At 53.3% G+C, this 17,976-nt stretch carries 23 protein-coding genes; 17 read left to right on the top strand and 6 right to left on the bottom strand.

Annotation, left to right across the window (positions count from 1 at the left end):
• The first annotated feature begins 59 nt into the window (after positions 1-59).
• From VRC33_RS05055 to VRC33_RS05025, 7 genes are all read left to right on the top strand, one after another.
• Complete coding sequence (locus VRC33_RS05055; RefSeq protein WP_338561502.1) at positions 60-716, top strand: CPBP family intramembrane glutamic endopeptidase; 657 nt, start codon at positions 60-62, stop codon at positions 714-716.
• 133 nt (positions 717-849) lie between these two features.
• Positions 850-2,418 (top strand): ABC transporter substrate-binding protein, encoded by a 1,569-nt coding sequence (locus VRC33_RS05050; RefSeq protein ID WP_338561500.1) that lies wholly within the window; start codon positions 850-852, stop codon positions 2,416-2,418.
• A complete protein-coding gene (locus tag VRC33_RS05045; protein WP_338561498.1) occupies positions 2,418-3,470 on the top strand; it encodes an ABC transporter permease in 1,053 nt (350 codons plus the stop codon). The genes VRC33_RS05050 and VRC33_RS05045 overlap by 1 nt, the downstream gene beginning before the upstream one ends.
• Positions 3,467-4,327: an ABC transporter permease gene (locus VRC33_RS05040; protein ID WP_338561495.1), complete on the top strand. Its 861-nt coding sequence runs from the start codon at positions 3,467-3,469 to the stop codon at positions 4,325-4,327. The genes VRC33_RS05045 and VRC33_RS05040 overlap by 4 nt, the downstream gene beginning before the upstream one ends.
• Positions 4,287-5,165 (top strand): ABC transporter ATP-binding protein, encoded by an 879-nt coding sequence (locus VRC33_RS05035; protein ID WP_338576918.1) that lies wholly within the window; start codon positions 4,287-4,289, stop codon positions 5,163-5,165. Before VRC33_RS05040 ends, VRC33_RS05035 begins: the two co-directional genes overlap by 41 nt.
• Positions 5,158-5,823 (top strand): ABC transporter ATP-binding protein, encoded by a 666-nt coding sequence (locus VRC33_RS05030; RefSeq protein ID WP_338561492.1) that lies wholly within the window; start codon positions 5,158-5,160, stop codon positions 5,821-5,823. Before VRC33_RS05035 ends, VRC33_RS05030 begins: the two co-directional genes overlap by 8 nt.
• Before the next feature lie 145 nt (positions 5,824-5,968).
• Complete coding sequence (locus tag VRC33_RS05025) at positions 5,969-7,546, top strand: ABC transporter substrate-binding protein (RefSeq protein ID WP_338561489.1); 1,578 nt, start codon at positions 5,969-5,971, stop codon at positions 7,544-7,546.
• A 31-nt stretch (positions 7,547-7,577) separates the two neighbouring features.
• Here the strand turns inward: VRC33_RS05025 and VRC33_RS05020 are convergent, their stop codons facing one another.
• A complete protein-coding gene (locus VRC33_RS05020; protein ID WP_338561486.1) occupies positions 7,578-7,772 on the bottom strand; it encodes a hypothetical protein in 195 nt (64 codons plus the stop codon).
• 367 nt (positions 7,773-8,139) lie between these two features.
• Between VRC33_RS05020 and VRC33_RS05015 the strand changes: the two genes are divergently transcribed.
• From VRC33_RS05015 to VRC33_RS05005, 3 genes are all read left to right on the top strand, one after another.
• Entirely contained in the window at positions 8,140-8,397 is a 258-nt protein-coding gene (locus VRC33_RS05015; protein ID WP_338561484.1) for a biofilm/acid-resistance regulator YmgB/AriR, read from the top strand.
• A 256-nt stretch (positions 8,398-8,653) separates the two neighbouring features.
• Complete coding sequence (locus tag VRC33_RS05010) at positions 8,654-8,878, top strand: hypothetical protein (RefSeq protein WP_338561482.1); 225 nt, start codon at positions 8,654-8,656, stop codon at positions 8,876-8,878.
• A gap of 142 nt (positions 8,879-9,020) precedes the next feature.
• A complete protein-coding gene (locus VRC33_RS05005) occupies positions 9,021-10,007 on the top strand; it encodes an acyltransferase family protein (RefSeq protein ID WP_338564052.1) in 987 nt (328 codons plus the stop codon).
• Positions 10,008-10,077: 70 nt separating this feature from the next.
• Here the strand turns inward: VRC33_RS05005 and VRC33_RS05000 are convergent, their stop codons facing one another.
• Both VRC33_RS05000 and VRC33_RS04995 read right to left on the bottom strand, forming a co-directional pair.
• Positions 10,078-10,308 (bottom strand): hypothetical protein, encoded by a 231-nt coding sequence (locus VRC33_RS05000; protein ID WP_338561480.1) that lies wholly within the window; start codon positions 10,306-10,308, stop codon positions 10,078-10,080.
• A gap of 90 nt (positions 10,309-10,398) precedes the next feature.
• Positions 10,399-10,986 (bottom strand): methyltransferase, encoded by a 588-nt coding sequence (locus VRC33_RS04995; RefSeq protein WP_338561477.1) that lies wholly within the window; start codon positions 10,984-10,986, stop codon positions 10,399-10,401.
• Between the two features lie 550 nt (positions 10,987-11,536).
• Here VRC33_RS04995 and yjbE point away from each other — a divergent pair.
• Both yjbE and VRC33_RS04985 read left to right on the top strand, forming a co-directional pair.
• The gene (yjbE, locus tag VRC33_RS04990; protein WP_338561474.1) at positions 11,537-11,782 is read left to right on the top strand and encodes an exopolysaccharide production protein YjbE; all 246 of its coding nucleotides are present in this window, start codon (positions 11,537-11,539) and stop codon (positions 11,780-11,782) included.
• A gap of 236 nt (positions 11,783-12,018) precedes the next feature.
• Entirely contained in the window at positions 12,019-12,228 is a 210-nt protein-coding gene (locus VRC33_RS04985) for a hypothetical protein (protein ID WP_338561471.1), read from the top strand.
• A 34-nt stretch (positions 12,229-12,262) separates the two neighbouring features.
• Here VRC33_RS04985 and iraP read toward each other — a convergent pair whose 3' ends face one another.
• Positions 12,263-12,559 (bottom strand): anti-adapter protein IraP, encoded by a 297-nt coding sequence (iraP, locus tag VRC33_RS04980; protein WP_338561469.1) that lies wholly within the window; start codon positions 12,557-12,559, stop codon positions 12,263-12,265.
• Positions 12,560-12,903: 344 nt separating this feature from the next.
• On the opposite strand from iraP, the gene VRC33_RS04975 reads away from it, so the two are divergent.
• The 4 genes from VRC33_RS04975 (at position 12,904) to VRC33_RS04960 (ending at position 16,077) form a co-directional block, all read left to right on the top strand.
• Entirely contained in the window at positions 12,904-13,281 is a 378-nt protein-coding gene (locus VRC33_RS04975; RefSeq protein ID WP_338561467.1) for a hypothetical protein, read from the top strand.
• Positions 13,282-13,546: 265 nt separating this feature from the next.
• Complete coding sequence (locus VRC33_RS04970; RefSeq protein ID WP_338561465.1) at positions 13,547-14,998, top strand: sugar porter family MFS transporter; 1,452 nt, start codon at positions 13,547-13,549, stop codon at positions 14,996-14,998.
• Between the two features lie 100 nt (positions 14,999-15,098).
• Positions 15,099-15,296 carry a hypothetical protein gene (locus VRC33_RS04965; protein WP_338561463.1) on the top strand — a complete coding sequence of 66 codons (198 nt, stop codon included), beginning with the start codon at positions 15,099-15,101 and terminating at the stop codon, positions 15,294-15,296.
• 1 nt (position 15,297) lies between these two features.
• Positions 15,298-16,077 (top strand): hypothetical protein, encoded by a 780-nt coding sequence (locus tag VRC33_RS04960; RefSeq protein ID WP_338561461.1) that lies wholly within the window; start codon positions 15,298-15,300, stop codon positions 16,075-16,077.
• A 56-nt stretch (positions 16,078-16,133) separates the two neighbouring features.
• On the opposite strand, the gene crcB is transcribed toward VRC33_RS04960, so the two are convergent.
• On the bottom strand, positions 16,134-16,511 hold the full coding sequence (crcB, locus tag VRC33_RS04955; protein ID WP_338561459.1) for a fluoride efflux transporter CrcB: 378 nt from the start codon (positions 16,509-16,511) through the stop codon (positions 16,134-16,136).
• Positions 16,512-16,728: 217 nt separating this feature from the next.
• On the opposite strand from crcB, the gene VRC33_RS04950 reads away from it, so the two are divergent.
• Positions 16,729-17,739 (top strand): FUSC family protein, encoded by a 1,011-nt coding sequence (locus VRC33_RS04950; protein WP_338564708.1) that lies wholly within the window; start codon positions 16,729-16,731, stop codon positions 17,737-17,739.
• On the opposite strand, the gene VRC33_RS04945 is transcribed toward VRC33_RS04950, so the two are convergent.
• Entirely contained in the window at positions 17,731-17,919 is a 189-nt protein-coding gene (locus tag VRC33_RS04945; protein WP_338561455.1) for a hypothetical protein, read from the bottom strand. The genes VRC33_RS04950 and VRC33_RS04945 overlap by 9 nt on opposite strands.
• Positions 17,920-17,976 lie beyond the last annotated feature (57 nt).

Raw genomic sequence — 17,976 nt, 5'->3', positions numbered from 1 at the left:
CTCGACAGGTAATGTAGTGCTTGTTACCATCCGCTGATCCCTGAGCGAGAGACGTTACGATGAATAATCATGCTGACAGAGTGACCTGCACGCTGCTGTGTGCGGGGATGTGTCTTGTCTGGTACAGCATTACTGTGATGGTCAGCGCGCTGCCGGGTTATCCGACACTGCGGGCAAATGGCCTGTTGATGCCGCTGCTTTGTGCGCTGGAGTTTTCCGCTCTGGTACCGCTCTATCTCTGGTATGGGCGACGCTACAGCAATATCCCTTTCGGTAATGTGAAGCTCCGTCAGGTGCTGGTGTTCGGCCTGCTGCTGCTGGGTCTGATTGTTTCGCAATCCTTTTACCTGCAACAGGAGAGCTGGACCAGCGGCCAGTTTGGCGGAGGTAAAAGCACCATCCTGCTCTTCTCGCTGGCCGTGGTACTGCTCGCCCCGGTGTTTGAGGAGATTCTGTTTCGGGGGTTTATCCTGCAGGGGCTCCTGCTCTGGGCGCCCCGACAGCGTTTCGCCTGCGCGCTGTTAACCTCAATCAGTTTTGCAGCTATGCATACGCAATATGCTCACCTCCAGACGCTCATCGCCCTTATCGCCCTCTCGCTGCTACTCTGTTATGCAAGGCTGTTGTCAGGTGGCCTCAGACTGCCAGTCTTACTGCATATGCTGAATAACCTGATCGGCGTCTCCCCCTGGCTCTGGCTGGCTGTAACGCAATGACCTGCATTCCACAGGTTTTATAACCATATTGTCAGCTTTATAACTTTTTCGTCTATCGATAGCGGATAATCTACTATTTGTCGTACCGGCTGCTCATTTACACTCGCGGTCAATTAACAGGTAAGGAAGCGTCATGAAAACTTTAGTTCCTTCAATAATCGCCCTCGCGCTGGCCGGTTCTTTTACCGCCCACGCTGCCACGCCACCGGATACGCTGGTGATTGCCCAGTCTATCGATGATGCCAGCAGCTTCGACCCGGCTGAGGGTTTTGAACTGACCTCGGTGCAGGCGTTTACCAACCTGTATCAGCGTCTGGTCCAGTCCGACCCACAGAACCCGACCGATCTGAAACCGACGCTTGCTGCCTCCTGGCAGCCAGGCAGCGATAACCGCAGCCTGACTTTCACCCTGCGTGATGGGGCAAAGTTTGCTTCAGGCAATGCCGTACGCCCGGAAGATGTGATCTTCTCGCTGAGCCGCGTGGTGAAGCTGAACCTCGATCCCTCTTTCATCCTGACGCAACTGGGCTGGGACAAAGAGAATGTCGACGGGCAGCTTAAGAAGATTGATGACACCCATGTGCAGATCAGCTGGACGGCTGATGTCAGCCCGACTTACGTATTGAGCCTGCTCGCCGCGCCGGTTTCCTCGATTGTTGATGAAAAAACCGCCATGGCCAACGCCAAAAACGGTGACTTCGGCAATAAATGGCTGGCGATTAACTCCGCTGGCAGCGGCCCGTACCAGATCCGCAAATATATTCCACATGAAGTGGTGCTGCTCTCCGCTAACCCGACCTCTCCGGGTGGCGCGCCCAAACTGAAAAATGTACTGATCAAAAACGTGCCTGAACCGGCTGCCCGCCGTCTGCTGCTGGAGCAGGGAGACGCGGATATTGCCCGTAATCTGGGTGCCGATCAGATGGCCGCGCTGAAAAACAAAGCTGGCGTGAAGCCGATGGCGATCCCGATGGCTTCGTTGTATTACATGCAATTTAATATTGAAGCGAATCCTGTGCTGAAAAATCCGGCGCTGTGGGAAGCTTCGCGCTACCTGTTCGACTACCACGGGATTGCCGACGATTTGCTGAAAGGCCAGTTCCAGGTTCATCAGGCGTTCCTGCCGGAAGGTTTCCTGGGTGCGCTGAACGACAATCCTTACCGCTACGATCCGGAGAAGGCGAAAGCCATTCTGAAAAAAGCCGGTCTGACTAACGTCAGCTTCAAGCTGAGCGTCAGCAACCAGCCTCCTTACCTGGATATTGCTCAGGCTTTACAGGCCAGCTTCGCCAAAGGCGGCATCAAAGTTGAATTGATCCCCGGTCTGAGCAGCGAAGTTGCCACTTCGGTGAAAGCGCACAAATATGAAGCCACGCTGAACGCCTGGGGAGCGGACTATTTTGATCCCAACACCAACGCCGCAGCCTTTGCCTATAACCCGGAAGACGGCAGCAAAACGCTGGCATGGCGTTCAAACTGGCATATTCCAGAGCTGAATAAGCAGACGCTGGCCGCCACCGCTGAAAGTGATAAAGCCAAACGTGTGGAGCTCTATCAGAACATGCAGCGTGAGGTTCAGAAGAACTCGCCTTACGTGGTCGGTTTGCAGGCGCGTAACCTGATTGCGCTGCGCGATAACCTGAAAGGATATGTCCAGGGAATTAACCCGGATATGGTTTACTACAGCCAGGTCAGTAAGTAATGACGGTTTCTGTTGCTCAAGCCGGGTCAGCCCGGCTTTTTTGGTTACGAAGTAGCCGCCTGCTCATCGGGATAGCGTCACTCGCGGTGACGCTGCTCGGCCTGCTGGCCTTCACCTTTATGCTCTCGCATCTTTCGCCTGTGGATCCGGTTTTGCAGATTGCAGGCGATCACGCCAGTGAGTCCACCTATGCCCAGGTCCGCCACGATTTGGGGCTGGATCAGTCGCTGCCCGTGCAGTTCTGGCAATATCTGGTGCACCTGGCGCACGGCGATTTGGGTATCTCCCGGCTGACGAATCAATCCGTTACTGGCGATCTGTTGCGCACCTTCCCGGCGACCATTGAGCTGGCGACCTGCGCGATGATTTTTGGTGCGGTAGCGGGCATTGCGCTGGCGCTGCTGGCGGCCTGGAAACCCGGTAGCGTGCTGGATAACCTCGCCCGCCTGCTCTCCCTGCTGGGCTATTCAGTGCCGGTGTTCTGGCTGGGCCTGCTGGGGCTGCTGCTGTTTTATGCCGTGCTCCACTGGTCGGCAGGGCCGGGACGGCTGGATGATATCTGGGTCTATACCCTGGAACCTAAAACCGGGCTGGTGCTGGTCGATAGCTGGCTCTCTGGCGATCCTGAGATGTTTCGTAATGCCATTGCGCATCTCTGGTTACCCGTGGTGGTGCTGGGCCTGCTGGCGATGGCCGGAATTACGCGCCTGCTGCGTGCGGCGCTGCTGGAAGAGAGCAGCAAAGAGTACGTCACCCTGGCGCGAGCCAAAGGGGCCAGCCGGGGGCGGATCCTTCTGCTTCATGTCTTCCCTAACGTGCGCGGCACGCTGATTACCGTGCTGGCGCTCTCTTATGCCACGCTGCTTGAAGGGTCGGTACTGACCGAAACGGTCTTCGCCTGGCCGGGCGTGGGACGTTATATGACGACCGCCCTGTTTGCTTCCGATACGCCTGCCATTCTGGGGTCAACGCTGCTGATTGGCGGCTGCTTTATCACCCTGAATGCCCTGGCGGATGCTTTAACCTGGCTCACCGATCCGAGAACCCGATGACGCAAAATCTCACCGACCTCGACAGCGCCGCTGCTCCGCGCCGTCGCCTTCCCCGTATGACATCGCTGGCCATTGGCGGCACGCTGGTGGCGATTCTGCTGCTGGCGGCGCTGCTTGCCCCCCTGCTGGCCCCGTTTGATCCTAATGCCCAGACCATGTCTGCCCGGCTGCTGCCGCCTTCTGCTGCACACTGGTTTGGCACCGACGGTTTTGGCCGCGACCTGCTTTCCCGCGTGATCTACGGCGCACGCCCTACCCTGCTGCTGGTTTCATTGATCCTGGTGCTGACTATTCCTGTAGGAATGCTGATCGGGATTTGTGCGGGCTACGTGGGCGGCTGGACTGAACGCGTGCTGATGCGGATTACCGATATTTTCCTGTCGCTGCCTAACCTGGTCATTGCGCTGGCGCTGGTCGCCATGCTTGGCCCAGGCCTGATGAATGGCGCGCTGGCGCTGGCGCTGACCAGCTGGCCACCCTTTGCGCGGCAGGCCCGTGCTGAAACGCTGGCGCTGCGCCGCAGTGATTATCTGGCCGCTGCCCGGATGCAGGGCATCAACGGCCTGCGCCTGATGTTCGGCCATATTCTGCCGCTTTGCCTGCCAAGTGCCGTGGTGCGCGCGGCGCTGAGCCTCGGAGGGATCATTCTTTCCGCTGCCGGTCTTGGCTTCCTGGGGATGGGCGTACAGCCGCCGACCGCAGAGTGGGGATCGATGGTCGCTGAAGGCAGTAAAGTGATTTTCGACCAGTGGTGGGTAGCCGCCGCCCCCGGTGGTGCGATCCTGTTTGCCAGCCTGGCATTTAATCTGACGGGCGATGGCCTGCGTGACCGACTGGATACCCGAAATGGCAACTGAATCTCCCCCTCTTATCCTTGCGGACAATCTGAGGATTGCCAGCGCTACCGGCACCCCACTGGTGAAGAATATCAGCTTCACGCTGGGACGTGAGCGCGTGGCGCTGGTAGGCGAATCCGGCTCCGGCAAGTCCCTCACTGCCCGTAGCCTGATGGGCCTGCTTGCGCCGGGCCTGCAAATTCAGGCCTCAACGCTTAACGTCGCGGGTGAAAATGCCCTGACGCTGAGCGAACGCCGCTGGAGCCAGCTCCGTGGCAGCAAACTGGCCATGGTGATGCAGGATCCCAAATATGCCCTGAATCCCATGCGTACCATTGGCTGGCAGGTCGCTGAGCCGCTGAAACTGCACACCCGTCTCAGCCGGGCGGAGATCAGTGAAAAAGTGTGCGAGATGCTCGATGCGGTGGGTCTGCCCGACCCTAAGCAACTGATGCAGCGCTATCCTCACCAGCTTTCAGGCGGCATGGGCCAGCGGGTGATGCTGGCGATTGCCTTGATTGCCGATCCGCAGTGCCTGATTGCGGATGAGCCTACTTCCGCTCTTGATCACGCCATGCGCGATCAGGTGCTGGCGCTGATCCGTCGCCTTGTTGAGCAACGCAATATGGGGCTGCTGTTAATCAGCCACGATTTGCAGCAGGTTTCCGAGCATTGCGAAAGGGTGATGGTGATGTATCAGGGTGAAATCCTGGATACGCTGCCTGCGGCAGATCTGCCAAGGGCAACCCATCCCTATACCAGCACATTGTGGTCATGCCGCCCGAGCAAGGCGACGCAGGGCCAGCCTTTACCGGTTCTGGACCGTGCGGCACTGGAGGCCTGGCGTGAACATGATTGAACTGAAAAACCTCAGCGTTTCCCACCGTCAGGGCTATGAGCAGCGCACCGTAGTCCACAACGTTGAATTGCAGGTAAAAGGCGGTGAATGCTTCGGTCTGGTCGGCCCTTCCGGCTGTGGGAAGTCTTCGTTGCTGTGGGTCATGGCGGGTCTGAATCCCAACTGGCAGGGCGAGATGTCGCTGGCCAACCATCCGGTGCAGCCAGGCAAGCCGTTCACCGGGCAACTTCGTCGTGACGTGCAGATGGTCTTCCAGGATCCCTACGCCTCTCTGCACCCGCGGCACAGGCTGCGCCGTACCCTGGCCGAGCCGTTGAAAATGCTGAAAGTGCCGGACATTAACGATCGTATCGATCGGGGATTCCGCCATGTGGGTTTGGATCCGGCAATGGCCGATCGCTATCCTCATCAGCTTTCCGGGGGGCAGCGTCAGCGTGTGGCCATCGTGCGTGCCCTGCTGCTGGAACCCAAAATTCTGCTGCTGGATGAACCCACTTCTGCACTGGATATGTCCGTGCAGGCGGAGATCCTTAACCTGCTGAACAGTCTGAAACAGCAGGATAACCTGACGATGGTGCTGGTCAGTCACGATCCCGACGTGATCGATCATATGTGCGATCGTGCAGTACGAATGGATCGTGGGGTGATCGTCAGTTAACCCTGGTCTGGCTGGCCTGTACGGGTCAGCCATTCCCGGCAAATCGCGCTTTTGTTATTAACAGCTAAGCCTTGCCGGAATCGGCATTTCCTCCCCGTCACATTATCCCTATAGTCCTGATATCTCTCCTTTTCCAGGACAAATCATGTTCAAAACTCTGCCCTTTTCTGTTGCCATAGCCCTGGGACTGTCGGCACCCGCTTTGGCTGCCACCCCAGCCGATACCCTGATCGTCGCCATCCCTCTTGATGGCATCATCAGCTTTGATCCGGCAGAAAGCTTTGAAACCGTCAGCACCAGCAGTCTGCTTAACGTTTACCAGAAGCTGGTGGACTCTGACCGGAATGACCCACGCAAGCTGGTGCCACAGTTGGCCACGCAATGGCAGCCTGGCAGTAGCGACCACAGCCTGTTGTTTACGCTTAAAGAGGGGGCAAAATTTGCCAGCGGTAATCCGTTGACGGCAGAGGACGTTATTTATTCTTTAACGCGGGGCGTCAGGCTGAACAAAACACCGGCATTTATTCTCAATGAGTTCGGCTGGACGCCGGAAAATATTGACCAGCAATTTACCCGTCACGGCAATAACCAGCTGGAGATCCGCTGGACCTCAGCCATCGGGCGGGATCTGGCCTTACGCCTGCTGAGCGCGCCCGTGACGTCAATTGTTGACAGTAAACTGGCTGAACAACATGCCAGCAAAGGCGACTTTGGCAACGGCTGGCTTCGCACTCACTCTGCGGGCAGCGCCGCCTACAGCATCAAAAATTATGTTCCTCAACAGGCGCTGGTGCTGGAACAAAACCCTAATGCCGCCACTGCGCCAAAGCTCAAACGTATTATTTTAAAAGGCGTGTCGGACCCCGGTTCACGTCGCCTGTTGTTAGAGCAGGGTGATGCAGATGTAGCTTATGAACTGGGTTCCGATCAGTTTGATGCCCTGAAGAAAGTCTCTTCTGTCCGCGTAGCCAGTTTCCCTTCCAGCCTGATCTATTATCTGGGCTTCAATACTCAGGACAAAAACCAGCCTGCTTTGGGCAATCCTGCCCTGTGGGAGGCCGCGCGCTGGCTGGTTGATTACAACAGCATTTCGAAAGATCTGCTCAAGGGACAGTACCAGGTTCATCAGGCTTTCTTACCCAACGGATTCGATGGCGCGCTGGACAATCAGCCCTTCCATTACGATCTGGCTAAAGCCAAAGCGATACTGGCTAAAGGGGGCATTCAGCCCGGCACCTCGTTCGCCTTAACCATTGTTAATCAGCCGCCTTATACCGATGTGGCTCAGGCTCTTCAGGCCAGCTTTGCCAAAGCGGATATTCAGATAGCGATTAAACCGGTGGCGGAAGCAGAACTGTGGGGCAAAATGCGCAGCAGAAACTTCCAGTCGATCTTTATCTACTGGGGTGCGGATTACATCGATCCCAATACCAATGCCAGCACCTTCGCTTATAACGTGCAGGGCGGCCCTAAAACTCTGGCCTGGCGGGTAGGCTGGGCGATCCCGAAACTCAGCGAGCAGACCAGAGCAGCAGCGGCAGAAAGCGATGTGAAAACCCGCAACGCCCTGTACAGGCAATTGCAGACGGAAATTCAGCAGGATTCCCCTTACGTAGTAACGCTACAGGGACAGAAACTGGTGGGACTGCGTAAAAACGTTGAAGGGGCACAGCAGGGAATTGGCGGCAGCATGCTCTATTACGATCAGGTCAGCAAACTGTGAGGAACGGGCGGCGATAACACCGCCCAGGCAGTCATGAGATAGCAGAATCAGAGCTGTGTTTATGCTTATCGGATTCGAAATGCGTTTTGAACTGCTCATAGATCGAGATCATGTTGGCAGCATCGCCCTGCATCGGGCTAAGCTTACCAGCACGAACCAGCTCGATTACCAACTGTAAGGCAGCCTGCTTTGGGCTGCTGGCGGGATGGGAAATTTCAGTTGTCATTAGGGCTTCCATGAAAAAGGGGGCGAAAAGATAATTTTAACAAGTTTCCCTGAAGCTGGTTAAATTTTTCCGGTGATTATGCCCCTCTTGGGGTGCTTTTTAAGAAATTTTACTCAGTGAATGACGGCGGACGCATTTCCCTGGAAAAAGCTGTACAACTTTCAAAATAAACTTGTACAAGTTTTAAAAACCGTCTACCTTTCTAAGCTGTAATGAATGATGCATTTGCAGGCCTCAGGAAGTGATAGTGGGTTTCCCACTTCCTGAGGCAATTTTTTGTTCAAAAATCATTAAAAACTATCCAACGAAAATCACGCATATTACCTGCATCCTGCCGCTGTCCCGGCGGGCAAACTGGAGATAAAGAATGCACACGGCAATACAGTCCCCGCATGCGTTAACCGATTATTTCGAAGCTGAAATGCTTGAAGCTAAAAGTGAAGTGGCTATTCTGGGCTCAGTGATTGTTGAAATCCTGCACAGCGGCGTGCCAGTCACCAATAAAGCGATCATCGCGCAACTGTTAAAGCGTCTGGAATCCACCAGCGATATCGTTACGCTGGATCTGTATCGCCATGTGCTGGAGATGGTAGTCCATCAGACGGAAGACGATCTGATTAGCTGATCATCAAAGTGAAGAGCCGGGGCTGGCGGATCGCCCCGCCTCTTTTAGTTCATTTCTCCATACGGCTCACACTCTTTTTACTACAACCAGTCAGAATAAGAATACTCTGCTGGTCTCCCCTCAGGCTTCATCCGATATTGCCAGCAGACGCTTGTCTTAAGCCCCGCATCACCTGCGAGGTTTTTTATTACTGGCCCTTTGTAACCCTCAGGGACCGCAGTATGGCATTCATGTTTACCTAACCTGGCCCTCTTATATGAACAGAATAATCACAATAATGACCCTGTCGCTGACGCTGTTCAGCACTCTTCAGGTTCTGGCCGAACCCGTTACCCTGACGCTGTCTCAGGAACAGGATGGAGGAGAAGCGGGACGCGCCTGCCTCTATATTCATCAGGGCAAAGCGGAATACCGGCTTGTTCAGCCAAAAGAGCGCTGCCCTTCCACCGTGACGGTAGAGGCACAGCAGAGCCAGACCTGACCCCGCTTTTTTCTTGTCGGAAATACGTCGGCGTGAAGGAAATATGTTACCTTTTAGGCTGATGGCAATAATCTGAGTAAGAGTCAGATTAGGCTTTTTGACAAGGACTCAAGTAGTGAAGACGATCAATATTAAGCTGCTCATGCTGCTGGCAACATTCTTTGTGATTTTGTTGCACACCGCGGCTATTCCTTTTTCACATTTTCATATGGGTTGGTCCGTCTCGGTAATGTATGAGACGCTTGGGCGCATTGCTTTCCCGCTTTATCTGTTGATTGCAGGCTACGTTTCGCTGAATAAAGATGAGTCGCTGCTCAGCACGCTGAAAACCCGGGTGCTGGATCTGGTCATTCCGCTGATCGCCTGGTCTGTCATCTATCTGATCTACTCAAACTTCATTATCAATACCAAAGCACCAGTGAGCCTGCTGGAGCTACTCAGCACCCCGGCCTATCCCCATATGTGGTTTATCTACACCATGATCCTGCTGTATCTGGTGACGCCGCTGCTGAATACGTTCATCACTTATGGCAGCCGGCAGCGGGTTCTCTATACCCTGACCATATGGTTTGTGCTGGCATCGGTCTATATGCTGCTGGATAACACCAAAGCCAATCTGCTGGAAAACCGTGTACTCTCCGCCCCCAGTAATATTGATATGGTGGTCTACCTCTCCGGCTTTTATATTATTGGCGGCGTTGTACGTCGCTTTGAAATCACGCCAAAAGTAACAATTTCAGCGATCGTTTTTGTCCTTTCAGCGGTATTAACGGCGGTAATGACCTACTCTCTGTCTCTGGCCATCGCGTCCCCTAATACCGTATTCCTGTTCTACTCGGCGCCAACGCTGGTAGTGGTATCACTGGCCTGCTTCTTTATGCTACTGAACGCCTGTTTCCGCTATAACAGATCGGTAATAAAGGCACTCCGGGTGCTGTCACGGCTCAGTCTGGGGATCTTCTTCGTTCATGCGATGGTGCTGGAAGGTTTGGTGAAATTGCTGAATATGAATTTTGTCGGATACAGTTCAATCCTGACCATCCCCCTGGTAGCATTGCTCTGTTTTGCTCTCTCAGCGGGCATTATCTGGCTACTGCGGCTCATTCCCTATGTGCGACGCATCACCTGAGAGAAACAAAAACGGCCACTCATCATGAGGGCCGTTTTTCCGGCGGCTACGGGCCGGGTGCCACGGGCCTTCAGTAGGCTGCTGAGGCAAACCTGTGTGGCTGGTTGATTGCCTTACGCGCAATCCAGTAAAGTAATACCCGCTCTTCATCTTCATCCTGATCGGCCATGGCTAACAGCTTGAGAGCCAGCGTGGCTTTGGTCACGGGCTGCCCTGTGATACTGAGGTCAACCACAGCTTTACCGATGATAGTGCACACTTCTTCATCACTTGAGGGTGTCAGATCGTTTTCAGTACTCATTCTCTCCTCCTGTTATGGGTAAACAATAAGCCTGGCAGACTGCCCGGAGATTGCCATCCCTGCGTCATAATCACTTCACAAAACTGTGTGTCAGTCCGTGGCAAGGTCAGCGGGTGGCAGATTATCCAGGGAATGGCATCTGTAAACCCAGGCGGGCGGCAGATTAAAGAGCACGCGACGGCGGTTCCAGGCAAAGTATTGGGAAATCAGCGGTTCAGAGAGAGAAGTGTACTGGAACTGCACAAAAACCCCTTCGGGGCTGAGTAAGGCAGCGGCACGTTCAAGGATACCGTGGCGGACATTTTTCGGCAGCGACAGCAGCGGCAGGCCGGAAAAAATGGCGTCATATTCTCCACACAGCGTTTCGGCAGAGGCGCCTGTTACCTGAAGCCTGGGGTCATCAATCGCGGCCAGCCTGGCATGAAACCGGTTGTTGGTTTCAAAAGCCAGTAGCTCAGCATCAGGTCGCATCCTTGTCAGTAAATGACGCGTTAAGACGCCGTCCCCTGCTCCCAGTTCAGCAATGCGCTCACACTTGTTCCAGTCAACGGCATCAGACATGGATTTACACAGTGACAGTGAGGAGGGAGCGATGGTGCCCGTTTTCCGTGGATCGGCGATGAATTCCTGCAGGTAACCCGTTTTATCTTTGATATAGGAAAACGCGGATAACAGCATAGTTGAGCCCCTGGCTGAAAAAAGTCCTTTCAGTAGGCCACAACAAACTTACAGAGTTCTTAAAACCTTTCAGGCTGAGTGAAAACTAAGACTAATCGCATAAATAAATGCGCTCTGTTGTTCTTCTGTTTATATTTAGCAACAGCTAAAAATATCATCACACACTCATATTACCGCCTGAGAATTTGGCTTAAGATAATTACCCAGCCGGAAGGCAAAAATCAGCACCGGTATTTATTCTGAAAACAGGTGCAGAAATAAAGGTTAGCCCGGACCGGATTTACAGCCATTTTTAGCTGCTTATTTCAGGCAGGCGCTACCGGGTATTTTTGCGAAAAATCTGTATTTCAAACACCCCTTCCCCCACTCCCGCGGCATTATTGATAGCCCGCTGAAATATAATGATTTTTTTACATTTATTTCAATGGCCCTGTTTCAGTCACAGGGTTATCAGACGGGCTCTTTTTTCGTCTCTGGCAGCCCTGTCAAACCCGGAGTTTTAAAATTATGCTCTGAGCCACTGTCAAAAACTTCCTGAGGTCTGCTGAAAATGAAAAATATAACTTCGCTTGCTCTGTTTATGATGATGATGGCCAGCGCCAGCGTTTCTGCCGCCCCGGCCACAGGCGCCGCGGCAGGAAGTGAAGCAACAGCCATGTCTGACGGTAACTCTAATGCTATAGGGATTGGTGCTGTAGGCGCTCTGCTGGGTGTGGCTCTGGCCACCATGGGTGGCGGCGGTGACGGATCAAATTCCGGCACTCCAACCACAACCACCAATACTAATGCACACTGATTTCTTTACGTGCCTGGCGTGATAATGTCTGGCAAAGAAATCCGGCAGTGAGAATGTACAGGCCTGACCTTGTGGAAAGGCCTTGTTTAACGCTCTGTTTCCCTCATATCCGCTAAAGACCGCCGCCTTTTCTTACCTGTAAAGCTCAGGCAATAATGCCGGATACGCTGAAAAAGCCCGCCGTCTCGCTCATAGCCTATACTTACCTTTGGGTCTGTTTTTCAAAGGAGTGAGCTATGTTAATTGGCTTCGTATTACTTGTCAGCGCCTGTGGCTATGATGCATGCGACGCACTCCCCGTGTCTGAGCACATTTTTCCCACTCAGGTCGCCTGTGAGCAAATGGCTGAGCGCATTCATCAGCGCCGGCCTGACGCCGTGCTGCTCTGTGGTGAGGTGCATCGTGATCAGGGTACGGTGATAACAAAAGTGAACGGGGAGCAATAGTCTTACGTGGGCGGCTTCCGGACAGGACCGGTCATCAGCCCGTCTCTTCGGTACCTGATTTTTCATCCACAAAGCGGGTCACCGCCAGCAGACGATTGACATGGGTCAGTAACAGATCAATATCCGACTGCAAAAAGCCTTTTCCTGATGAAGAAGCGGCAACGATGGCATTCTGAATGTTTTCAGCAATATCTGACGCACCTTCTTTCCCTACGGTCAGCAGCAGAGCCGCTATCAGCAATGACTGCGCCTCAACTTGTGCGGTCAACTCCTTCGAATCCACATCGATTTTTGCTATCTTCATCAAAATATCAATGACCAACTGTTTCATAACCTGCTCCTGAAATGATTTGCCCCTGAAATTACCATCACCACGGGTAGTTAGTAAACAGGATTAGAATTTTTGAATCACATCAAAATACAACCACCGATTCCTTTACTGACGGGGATTCAGCAAGTTAACAATCTTCCTTACATCTGTTTCACTGCAAATTTTCTGAAAAGAGCCCATTACTCTGGTAAAAGGGCCGATTTAGGCTAGATTAAATCAACCCCGGATTGTGTTTCCGGTGGTGAAGTCCCCTTATTTCAATACAAAGATAACGTTGTTATTCCGTCCTGCTTTACAGGGCGACTTTGATTACTTACACAGAAAAACGGAGAGGTTAATCCGTCATGGATAAAAAACATTTTTATGAACGCCTGACGCGCTGGCAGCACTTGCGTTTCAATGATGTGGTGTTGCGCGAACGTTCCGATACACCGGCCTGGAACAAAAAGTACGAAGTTTATATTCAGGATAAAACCAAATCGTCCGCTCAACTTTATATCCGGACGACCCAACCCAATGAAGATATGACGTTAGTGATGGAAGAGTATTTGCAGTGGCTGCGTGAGTATAACGGCAGTGAAATCGCCGTCAGCGCCCCTGTTGACTCAACGGCTGGCACTCGTAATAAGCTTAAAGAGAGTTGCCGGGGAGTCAGCGGAAATCATCAGCCAAGACAGCACAGTTTCAATCCAGCAGTAAGACATATCAGAAGCCTGTCGTAACAGCTAAAGGCTGCCAGTTTTAACGGCAGCCTGTTTCTTTTCCGTTAACCGGATTTATCCTGCCCTGCTCCGTCAAAGGCCAAAAGCTGGCCATTTTACGTACAATTCACCTCCCCTCCCTCTGCGATATGGCCTTTATGGCTGCTAACAGCACATTTTTTTTGTGTTTTCCCTACCAAAATCGCATTCCTGGATTAGATTAAAGTGTCATGTGATCCCGATCACATGCAGAACATAATAATATCGCTTTTCCAGGGAGTAACTTGTGACTGAAACATCGAACAACGGCCCTTCGGGCGCGGCATCAAAAGCGCTGCAATCAACCGAGCCGCTGGTAAAAGTAATTGCGTTTATAGCCACGCTGGGTGGCCTGCTTTTTGGCTATGACACCGGCGTAATTGCTGGCGCACTTCTGTTTATGAAGCACGATCTGCATCTGACGTCTTTGACTACCGGCATGGTCACCAGCTTCCTGATCCTGGGGTCAGCGATTGGGGCAATATGCGCCGGTCGGGTAGCAGACCGGTTTGGCCGTAAAAAAGTTATCCTGGTGATGGCGGTGGTCTTTATGTGTGGCTCGCTGGGCTGCGCTATGGCACCCAACGTGGTGCTGATGATCACCTTCCGCTTCATTCTGGGACTGGCCGTTGGCGGCGCTGCAGCCATTGTGCCCATCTACATCGCAGAAATTGTTCCGGCTAACCGTCGCTGGCAGTTTGTGACGCTGCAGGAGCTGATGATTGTTTCTGGCCAGCTGATTGCCTACACCAGTAATGCGGCAATCAACGAAGTCTGGGGCGGAGAAACCACCTGGCGCTGGATGCTGGGCGTTGCCTGTGTGCCTGCGGTGATCCTGTGGGTAGGGATGCTATTCCTGCCCGATACGCCGCGCTGGTACGCCATGCACGGACGTTATCGTGAAGCACGCGACGTGCTTGAACGCACCCGCCAGTCACGCATGGTTGAAAAAGAGATGGGGGAAATCCGCAAATCTATGGATTCCAAAAGCCAGAAAAATGCCCGTCGTCAGAAGACCATATCGGTCTGGATGAAACGACTGGTGGCGCTGGGGATTGGTATTGCCATGCTGCAACAACTTTCCGGCGTTAATACCATCATGTTTTATGCGCCAACCATGCTCCAGGCTACCGGTCTGGGGACCAATGCCTCACTGCTGGCAACCATTGCCAACGGCGTTATTTCCGTACTGATGACCTTCGTGGGGATTATGCTGCTGAGCCGCTTTGGCCGCCGCCCGTTGTTACTGGTTGGGCAGATTGGCTGTACCTGTACGCTGCTGGCTATCGGTCTGGTAACCTGGCTGATGCCGGAGACCGTTCAGGGTCAGCCTGACGTGTTGCGCAGCTATCTGGTGCTGGCCGGGATGCTGATTTTCCTCTGTTTCCAGCAGGGTGCTCTTTCCCCGGTGACCTGGCTGCTGCTTTCGGAAATTTTCCCGATGCGCATCCGCGGCATGGCCAACGGCATCTCAGTCTTCGCGATGCAGATGACCAATTTCTCGATTGCCTTTATGTTCCCTATCCTGCTGGAGGCCTTCGGCCTGACCACCTGCTTCTTTGCTTTTGCGGCTGTGGGTGTGGCTGGCGGCATCTTTGCGATTATCTTTGCCCCAGAAACCCAGGGTAAAACGCTGGAACAGATAGAGAAACATTTCAAGAAACATCTGCAGGATGAGCCTCAGCAATCCGCCAGCTAAAAACCCGTGCCAGGGACGGCACGCCTGTTTCACACTAATCTGATAGAGAAAATCCCATTCAGTGACCAGGCTTAAGGTCCCGGATTGAAAAAGGATCGTCATGTTCAAATTTTTGTGTTCCCTGTTTTCCAGCCCAGAGTCACTCCTTCAGGTGATGAGCCAGAATGATATCGAAGAGTCGATTGAAGAAGGCGAACGTATCCTGATTGATGAGGACGGCGGCGCTACCGTCAATATTCACAGTCCGGAAGTGCAGGAAGATTTCGCCCGTCACATCAACATACTGAAGAGAGCCTGAAATGGGAACGGCAATATTTATGGTGCTGATGGTTTGCGGCTACTGGTATACCAGCCGCGACCTCTCGACCCGATTTAAAGTTAAACGCTCCTTTGGCTGGGATGTCTATTTTCTCGTTGCGCTTTATGGCTGTATCTTCGTCCTTCAGGGGGTGATAGCCACAGGCATCATCTGGCTGGTGCTGTTTGCGGTCTCTGCCATCCTTAATGCCATGCCGCAGTTAAATGAAGGGCTACACCACCACTGGCAAATGGAGTTTATGAACTGGAGCTTCCTGGGGATCCAGGCACCTGTGGTGATTATGCTGGCCTTTGCCGTGACCTTTTGTATCTACCGTTCTAACTGGTCTGGCAGTGCCCGCCTGAGCACAAACGGGCGAAAATCCCTCTATAAGGAACTGACCCGCGCCAACGGCGTTGAAGGGATCCTCTTCCAGTGTATGGAGGAAGGTGAGCTGGCATGGATAACCCTCAAATCCCGCCGCATCTATATCGGTATGATCCATACCGCATCCTATGAAACCGTCTCTACTTCAAATGTGGTATTGATCCCGATGCTCAGCGGTTACCGGGATGGCAAGACGCTCAACCTCTGCGTCGAACACAACTACAGCAAATGGTATGACGAGCATGGGATCACGCTGGATTCAAAACCTAAATCCGCCATGGCCTTTCGTAAAGTGATTATGCTGGATCAGATTGAGAGCCTGTCACTGTTTGATGCGGCCAGCGCCAGTGCGCTGGCGCTTGAGCCGGAAAAACCGTCAATAGTGACCGAATAACCGGCGTAACGGACCAGCGTACCCCGGCAGGTATTCCTGCGGGGGAGGCTTCTGCATCACAAAACCAGTGAGATAAGCCAGAAACCGGCGAAGGTCATCAGCAGGGAGCCAGTGACGTGGGTAAGGGCTGAGGTCATTGCCCACAGGTAATTACCGGACTGCATCAGCGTGACGATTTCCAGCGAAAACGTGGAGAAGGTGGTTAAACCGCCACAAAACCCGGTGACAATCAGCAGCTTCCAGGCCGGGTCCAGCTCCGGATTGCGCAGAAAATACGCCATCGCAGCCCCAATAATAAAGCCACCCACCAGATTCACCGTCAGCGTGCCGGGCGGCAGGCTGGGGAAAAGCGCATTCAGGCGCACGGATAACAGCCAGCGGAGTATGCTGCCCGCCGATCCGCCGATAGCGATGGCAATTAATGACTTGATCATAATTTCCTCTGTGAACACCCTTATTCTGGGGCGCCAGCCTACTCAGCACTGCCGTTTTTTGCAAGCGGACAGGCGTGAGGTTAAGGATGTGGGCAGCGGGTGCTCAGTGGCGTACGCCAGCAATTTTTATAAGATATCCTTTTGATATCTCAGCTTAACACTCAACTTACGGAGATGCTGTTCAACCATGCGCCTTACTCCCGTCATCAGGCACGACATGTTACTCGGCCTCTGCTGCCTGCCGGCCATTATTGTTGTCTTTCTTGCCGGATTTCCCCTGAATCAGGTCCCTGCGGCCAGCGTGATGGCCAGCGGGGCCCTGACGCTGGCATTTGGCGCCAATAAAACCTGGGGCGACTCTTCTTTCTCCTTACTGCTGACCACCTGCGTCGGCCTGGCGTTCTCCTCATGGCTGGGCTGCCTGACCGGGAACGTTACGCCGGTCTATATTGCAGGTGCGATGCTGTATGCCGGTCTCTATGTGTCGCTGGCCAACGTCGACAACAGTGCCTGGTGGATGGTACTGCAATGGTCGATTGCTTACCTGGTGTCAGGGTACTATGCCGGTTCGCTGGAACATGCGGCAGATCGGGCAGCGTTAACTGGCGCTGGCGGCCTGCTACAGATGGTTTTTTTATACCTGGTTTTCCGGCGTTTTCCGTTTCACCGCAAGGATGCCAGCCCCCGTTCATGGCTGATGTTCTTTCGCGTCACGCTGCGTAAGTACAAGCATAAAATCCACCTGCAATGGTCGGTATTTTATGCGCTGCTGACCATGTGTCTGGCGCTGACGACGGTGGAGTTCTTTCAGATGAAAAATGGCTACTGGGCGGGAATGACGCTGCTGTTTTGTCTGAGGAATAACTATAAAGATACTTTTTCGCGGGTGCAGGCGAGGGTATTGGGAACGCTGATGGGCAGTATCCTGGCAGCGACGCTGATCGACTACTGGCATACCCCACTGTTCCTTGTGTGTGGTTTTATTCTCAGCGGCTATATCGCGTTTACCTTCTCCTATTCGCTGATCTCCAAATCCTATTTCGTCTTCACCTTTTTTGTCACGCTGATGGTGGTGTTTATGCTTTCAAGCCTGGGGATATCACAAACAGGGGTGGCAACACATCGACTGGAAGCCACCGCTCTGGGAGGGGCCTTCGCCCTCTTCGCTATCCTGATGACCCGCCTGTTTACCCGTCGGCAAATCGTCAGGAATTCTTCGTCAGGCTGAATTCACAGGCCCCACGGTGCCTTTTGCTTTGTCGTAAAAAAGGGTGAGTTCTTCACCCTCCTCCCCCGTTTCCTCATAAAGCAGCGATACAATAAAATTTTTTTGAAGACGGTTTAACTGCCAACCGGCCAGCGGATCCTTGAGTCCTTTGTTCTGCTCTTCTTCACGTCGTTCCGTCATGTCCCTGTGCTCCACAGCCAAATCAGAGACCAAAAAACAATGCAGCCGATGATTATT

Source organism: Erwinia sp. E_sp_B01_1 (assembly GCF_036865545.1).
GTDB lineage: Bacteria > Pseudomonadota > Gammaproteobacteria > Enterobacterales > Enterobacteriaceae > Erwinia.
Note: the sequence above shows the minus strand (reverse complement) of the source record. Positions and strands in the feature narration are given on the sequence as shown.

Bases quoted from the DNA above. Each gene is read 5' to 3' on its own strand.
- VRC33_RS05025 (WP_338561489.1), top strand. From the start codon at position 5,969: ATGTTCAAAACTCTGCCCTTTTCTGTTGCCATAGCCCTGGGACTGTCG.
- VRC33_RS04950 (WP_338564708.1), top strand. From the start codon at position 16,729: ATGTTACTCGGCCTCTGCTGCCTGCCGGCCATTATTGTTGTCTTTCTT.
- VRC33_RS05000 (WP_338561480.1), bottom strand. From the start codon at position 10,308: ATGAGTACTGAAAACGATCTGACACCCTCAAGTGATGAAGAAGTGTGC.
- VRC33_RS05035 (WP_338576918.1), top strand. From the start codon at position 4,287: ATGGCCTGCGTGACCGACTGGATACCCGAAATGGCAACTGAATCTCCC.
- VRC33_RS04995 (WP_338561477.1), bottom strand. From the start codon at position 10,986: ATGCTGTTATCCGCGTTTTCCTATATCAAAGATAAAACGGGTTACCTG.
- VRC33_RS05005 (WP_338564052.1), top strand. From the start codon at position 9,021: ATGCTGCTGGCAACATTCTTTGTGATTTTGTTGCACACCGCGGCTATT.
- yjbE (WP_338561474.1), top strand. From the start codon at position 11,537: ATGAAAAATATAACTTCGCTTGCTCTGTTTATGATGATGATGGCCAGC.
- VRC33_RS05015 (WP_338561484.1), top strand. From the start codon at position 8,140: ATGCACACGGCAATACAGTCCCCGCATGCGTTAACCGATTATTTCGAA.
- VRC33_RS05020 (WP_338561486.1), bottom strand. From the start codon at position 7,772: ATGACAACTGAAATTTCCCATCCCGCCAGCAGCCCAAAGCAGGCTGCC.
- iraP (WP_338561469.1), bottom strand. From the start codon at position 12,559: ATGAAACAGTTGGTCATTGATATTTTGATGAAGATAGCAAAAATCGAT.
- VRC33_RS05055 (WP_338561502.1), top strand. From the start codon at position 60: ATGAATAATCATGCTGACAGAGTGACCTGCACGCTGCTGTGTGCGGGG.
- VRC33_RS05050 (WP_338561500.1), top strand. From the start codon at position 850: ATGAAAACTTTAGTTCCTTCAATAATCGCCCTCGCGCTGGCCGGTTCT.
- VRC33_RS04965 (WP_338561463.1), top strand. From the start codon at position 15,099: ATGTTCAAATTTTTGTGTTCCCTGTTTTCCAGCCCAGAGTCACTCCTT.
- VRC33_RS04945 (WP_338561455.1), bottom strand. From the start codon at position 17,919: ATGACGGAACGACGTGAAGAAGAGCAGAACAAAGGACTCAAGGATCCG.
- VRC33_RS05010 (WP_338561482.1), top strand. From the start codon at position 8,654: ATGAACAGAATAATCACAATAATGACCCTGTCGCTGACGCTGTTCAGC.
- VRC33_RS05045 (WP_338561498.1), top strand. From the start codon at position 2,418: ATGACGGTTTCTGTTGCTCAAGCCGGGTCAGCCCGGCTTTTTTGGTTA.
- VRC33_RS04975 (WP_338561467.1), top strand. From the start codon at position 12,904: ATGGATAAAAAACATTTTTATGAACGCCTGACGCGCTGGCAGCACTTG.
- VRC33_RS05030 (WP_338561492.1), top strand. From the start codon at position 5,158: ATGATTGAACTGAAAAACCTCAGCGTTTCCCACCGTCAGGGCTATGAG.
- crcB (WP_338561459.1), bottom strand. From the start codon at position 16,511: ATGATCAAGTCATTAATTGCCATCGCTATCGGCGGATCGGCGGGCAGC.
- VRC33_RS04985 (WP_338561471.1), top strand. From the start codon at position 12,019: ATGTTAATTGGCTTCGTATTACTTGTCAGCGCCTGTGGCTATGATGCA.
- VRC33_RS05040 (WP_338561495.1), top strand. From the start codon at position 3,467: ATGACGCAAAATCTCACCGACCTCGACAGCGCCGCTGCTCCGCGCCGT.
- VRC33_RS04960 (WP_338561461.1), top strand. From the start codon at position 15,298: ATGGGAACGGCAATATTTATGGTGCTGATGGTTTGCGGCTACTGGTAT.